The sequence below is a fragment of the Streptomyces mexicanus genome (genome assembly GCF_902506575.1).
In the GTDB taxonomy this organism is placed as follows: Bacteria; Actinomycetota; Actinomycetes; order Streptomycetales; family Streptomycetaceae; genus Streptomyces; species Streptomyces mexicanus.
The window spans coordinates 1-3,670 of sequence record NZ_LR732640.1 but is presented as its reverse complement, the minus strand read 5'-3'; the positions used below and the strand labels follow the sequence as shown (position 1 = coordinate 3,670).

At 70.1% G+C, this 3,670-nt stretch carries 4 protein-coding genes and 2 pseudogenes; 3 read left to right on the top strand and 3 right to left on the bottom strand.

The features are described 5' to 3' along the window. Positions 1–112 precede the first annotated feature (112 nt). Positions 113–370, top strand: a complete 258-nt coding sequence (locus tag GV126_RS34080; protein ID WP_236570369.1) for an SDR family oxidoreductase — start codon at positions 113–115, stop codon at positions 368–370. A gap of 67 nt (positions 371–437) precedes the next feature. On the opposite strand, the pseudogene GV126_RS34075 reads toward GV126_RS34080, so the two are convergent. From GV126_RS34075 to GV126_RS34065, 3 genes and pseudogenes are all read right to left on the bottom strand, one after another. Next, positions 438–1,075, bottom strand: a pseudogene (locus tag GV126_RS34075) (IS5 family transposase); the annotation flags it as partial. A 53-nt stretch (positions 1,076–1,128) separates the two neighbouring features. Continuing rightward, positions 1,129–1,675 (bottom strand): annotated as a pseudogene (locus tag GV126_RS34070) (IS701 family transposase); the annotation flags it as partial. 94 nt (positions 1,676–1,769) lie between these two features. Further along, on the bottom strand, positions 1,770–2,465 hold the full coding sequence (locus GV126_RS34065) for a TetR/AcrR family transcriptional regulator (RefSeq protein WP_236570368.1): 696 nt from the start codon (positions 2,463–2,465) through the stop codon (positions 1,770–1,772). Between the two features lie 86 nt (positions 2,466–2,551). On the opposite strand from GV126_RS34065, the gene GV126_RS37395 reads away from it, so the two are divergent. Beyond that, on the top strand, positions 2,552–3,166 hold the full coding sequence (locus GV126_RS37395; RefSeq protein ID WP_328707379.1) for an NAD(P)-binding protein: 615 nt from the start codon (positions 2,552–2,554) through the stop codon (positions 3,164–3,166). A 38-nt stretch (positions 3,167–3,204) separates the two neighbouring features. Further along, positions 3,205–3,537: a DUF6193 family natural product biosynthesis protein gene (locus GV126_RS36970; RefSeq protein WP_268977525.1), complete on the top strand. Its 333-nt coding sequence runs from the start codon at positions 3,205–3,207 to the stop codon at positions 3,535–3,537. Positions 3,538–3,670 lie beyond the last annotated feature (133 nt).

The window sequence follows — 3,670 nt, the reverse complement described above, 5'->3', positions numbered from 1 at the left end:
GGGCGGTGCCGGCACAAGGGATGCCGCTATCGGCCGGAGGCGTCGCGGGTGATGTCGACGCCGACCTTCACCACCGGTACGGGTTCCACCATCACGCGGCACCGGTCTGCGGGTGCTGGCCCTGTCCCCCGGCGCGACCCGGACCGAGTTCTTCGACGTCGTGGGCACCCCACAGGCCGCCGGAGGGACCAGGCTCGCCTCGCCCGTCGACGTCGTGCGCACCGCGCCGGCCGCTCTGGACCGGAAAAACCCGCCGCCCAGCGTCATGGCAGGCCGCATGAACCGGGTGATGGCCTTCCTCGCCCGACGCCTGGCCACCCGGCGCCAGGTCGTCCGGGCCATCGGCCGGCTCACCGCCGAGGGGGCATGACGACGGGCGGAAAGACGGTAGTGACTCCCGAACTCATGCCGGCCATGTCCGTCCCTGTGGCGTTGTGGTTCCGAGGGCGGCACGCGCCGGTCGGGCGACCACCGAGCCGGCCTCGCCACAGGCGGTTCCCGACTTGGTCCAACGGCTGCGGGATGACCGCACGGATGCCCCGGCGCCGCAGGTGGCTGCGGATGGCGCGCGAGGAGTACGCGCGGTCAGCCAGAACGGCCAGGGGCCGGGTCCGGGGCCTGCCCCGGCCAGTGCGGGGCACGCGGATGCGTGACATCACCGTTTCGAAGGCGGATGCATCCCCTGCCTGTCCTGCGGTGACGGTGAACGCGAGGGGCCCTGCGCGGCCGTCTGCGGCCAGGTGGACCTTGGTGCTCAGCCCGCCCCGGGAGCGTCCGAGCGCGTGATCGGTGGGCTCGCCGGAGTGGGCCGCCCTTTTTTGAGCGCTCCGGCCGCGTGCTGGTGGGCCCGGACGACCGTGGAGTCCACCGACACCGTCCAGTCGATGTCGTCGTCGGCGTCCGCCACAGCCAGGATTGCGGCCAGGATCATCTCCTAGGTGCCGTCGACGGCCCATCTGATCAGCCGCTTGTGAGCGGTCTGGAACGAGCCGAGCTCGTCGGGGAGGTCCCGCCAGGGCGAGTTGGTGCGGTACTTCCACGCAATGGCCTCAAGCGTGCGGCGGTGGTCGGCCCATCACCGCCCGCGGGGTAGCGGCGGACCTGGCAGTCGTCCAGGCCGCATTCCTGCTTCGCGCTGGCCACCTTGGTTGCGAAGGCGACCTCGTCGTCGATGCCGGCCCGGTGGCACCTTTCGCGGTCGTCGGTCCAGGAGGTGGGCAGATACAGACGCCGGTCGATCAGGGTGCGTCCGTGATCGGTGGCATAGGCGAGGAAGACGCCGACCTGGCAGTTCTCCGTCCGCCCGGCGGTGCCGGAGTACTGCAGCTGCACCCCGGCCGACCGTATCCCCTTCTTCGAACAGCCCGTGTCGTCCACGACCAGGACGGCGCCTGGGTCGCCGAGATTGTCGACCACGTACTGCCGCACATCGTCGAGGACCTCGTCGGGTCCCAATCGATCCGGTTCAGCATCCGCTGGATACGGTCCGGGCCCGCGTGACCGGCTTCCTCCGCCAGCGTCCAGCCGTTCTTCCGCTACAGCGGAGCGATCAGGCCCCGCATACAGGCCAAAGCGGACTCCCGGGGTTCCGACCTGCTGAAACGGTGCACGAACCGCTCATCCAGAACTACCAGTTCACCCTCCACAACCTGACATCAGCAAGGTCCCCACCCACAACCACACCAAAGACCGACCTGGCCATCAGTCACGGCAACCACCGTTGCAGTACTACGGCCGGGTTCTTCGGCGCTGGGCGGGAGGGCGTGCCGTCAGTCGGTGCGGGTCAGGCCCCGGATGATGATCGCCACCTCCGCGGCGAACGTCTCGGGGGTGTTGTCCTCGGGCTGGGTGTCCAGGATGCGTCGTGTGGTCGGGTAGCGGCCGGTGGCGAGTTGCCGGCTGAGGTATCCCGCGACCGACGCCTGCCACTGCGCTTCGTCGGTGCCGGTCTCGCGGGTGATGCGCCGCTCGGTGACCTCGTTGCGGACGGCGCCGACCAGGTAGGCGTTGAAGACGCCGAGGGCCGGCATGAGACGGTCCTCGGCGTCCGGGCCCAGGGCACGGGCCAGGGTGGAGGCGGTGGCCTCCATCACCGTCAGCGCGTTCGGGCCCAAGTGCGGCCGGCCGCCGATCAGTTCCACGAACCATTCGTGCCGCAGGGCGGCGTCGCGCGTGGCGGCGGCGATCTCGTGGAGTGCTTCCTCCCATGCCGTGGGGGGGCCGAGGGCCGCCGCGATCTCGCCGTAGACGGTATCGGCCATCAGGTCGAGCAACTCGTCCTTGGTGGCGATGTACCCGTACAGCCGCATCGGGCTGACGCGCAGTTCGGCGGCGACCTTGCGGATCGACAGCCCGGACAGCCCTTCGGTGTCGGCCAGCGCGATCGCGGCCGCCACGATCCGGCCCCGGTCCGTGGGGGCGATCGTCCGGCCGCGCGGTTCGGGGCGCTCCCAGATCAATTCCACGACAGTACCGTACAGCGTATTTATTCCGTACGCTGTACGGTAGTTTCAGTACGCTGTACGGAACGATCGAGCGAGGGGTGAACGGCATGAAGACGACCGACGGGAAGACCGGCGGGACTACTGGCGGGAGGACCGGCGGGGAGAAGCAGCCGCGGATCGCTGTCGTCGGCGGCGGCATCGGCGGTCTCGCGCTGGCCGGAATGCTGCATCGGCAAGGGATCGCGGCCACCGTCTACGAGCGGGACGCCCATCCCGGCGCCCGCACCCAGGGCGGCACCCTCGATCTGCACCCCGAGTCGGGCCGGCGCGCCCTGGACGAGCTGGGACTGACCGAGGCGTTCCGGGCCGAGGCCCGGCCCGAGGGGGAGGAACTGCGGATCCTCGACCCTGTCCACGAGGCCGGCCTCGGCATCGCGGATCGTCCCATCCCGCGCGCTGCGCCGTCGCCCAGGCACCGAGGTCTTCGCCCTGCACGATCAGCTCGCTGCCGGTCTCGGGCGGGGTGCCGCGGGCTTCGATGTGGGCTGGGGCGAGGCGGAAGCGGCGCTGCCATGCCAGGTCCCACGCCAGCGTGTACCTTCCCGGGTCGATGGCTTCCAACGCCTCCGGATTCCTGGCACCGGCAGCGTGCTGGTGAGCCCGGGGCCTGCACGATCACGGCATGGCCCATGCTGTCGAAGCCGCCTGGTACAAGATCCTGACCTTTGTGGGTGTACCTCGCTGATCGGGGGAGTCGCCGCTGTTCGCTCCGTTTGCCGAGCTGGTGTGGGTGGCGTATGCCGAGCCGCTGCTTCGTCGGCTTTACCCGTGGACCGGTATGGGGGAGCTGCACTTCAGCAGGTGCACGCTGACCGCCTGGCAGTCACGTGCTGCCATCGGCCTGGTGGTGCTGACTGGCCGCTGGTGTGCCTGGTGCCTGCGGCGTTCCCCTGGAGGGGAACGATGGACGCGCTTGTCGCGGCCGGCAGCGCTCAGGGCAGAGTTTGTTCTGCTCCTCCAGAACATGTCGGTAGCACTGGCGATGCCGCCGTACTCCTCCGGGCTGCCGGTGCCGGGGATGATTGCGGCGTGATCACTTCCCTCCAGTGCGGCGGTGCCGTTCGGGCCGGGGGTGCGGGGGAGTGCCTCGGAGGATCTTGAGGTTGGTGCCACGTCGGCGTGGTGGTGGGAGGCCTGGCGGGTGTGCTTGCTGTGTGGGTGGGGGA

Excerpts from the sequence above, each read along its gene's own strand:
- GV126_RS37395 (WP_328707379.1), top strand. The coding sequence starts at position 2,552 with ATGAAGACGACCGACGGGAAGACCGGCGGGACTACTGGCGGGAGGACC.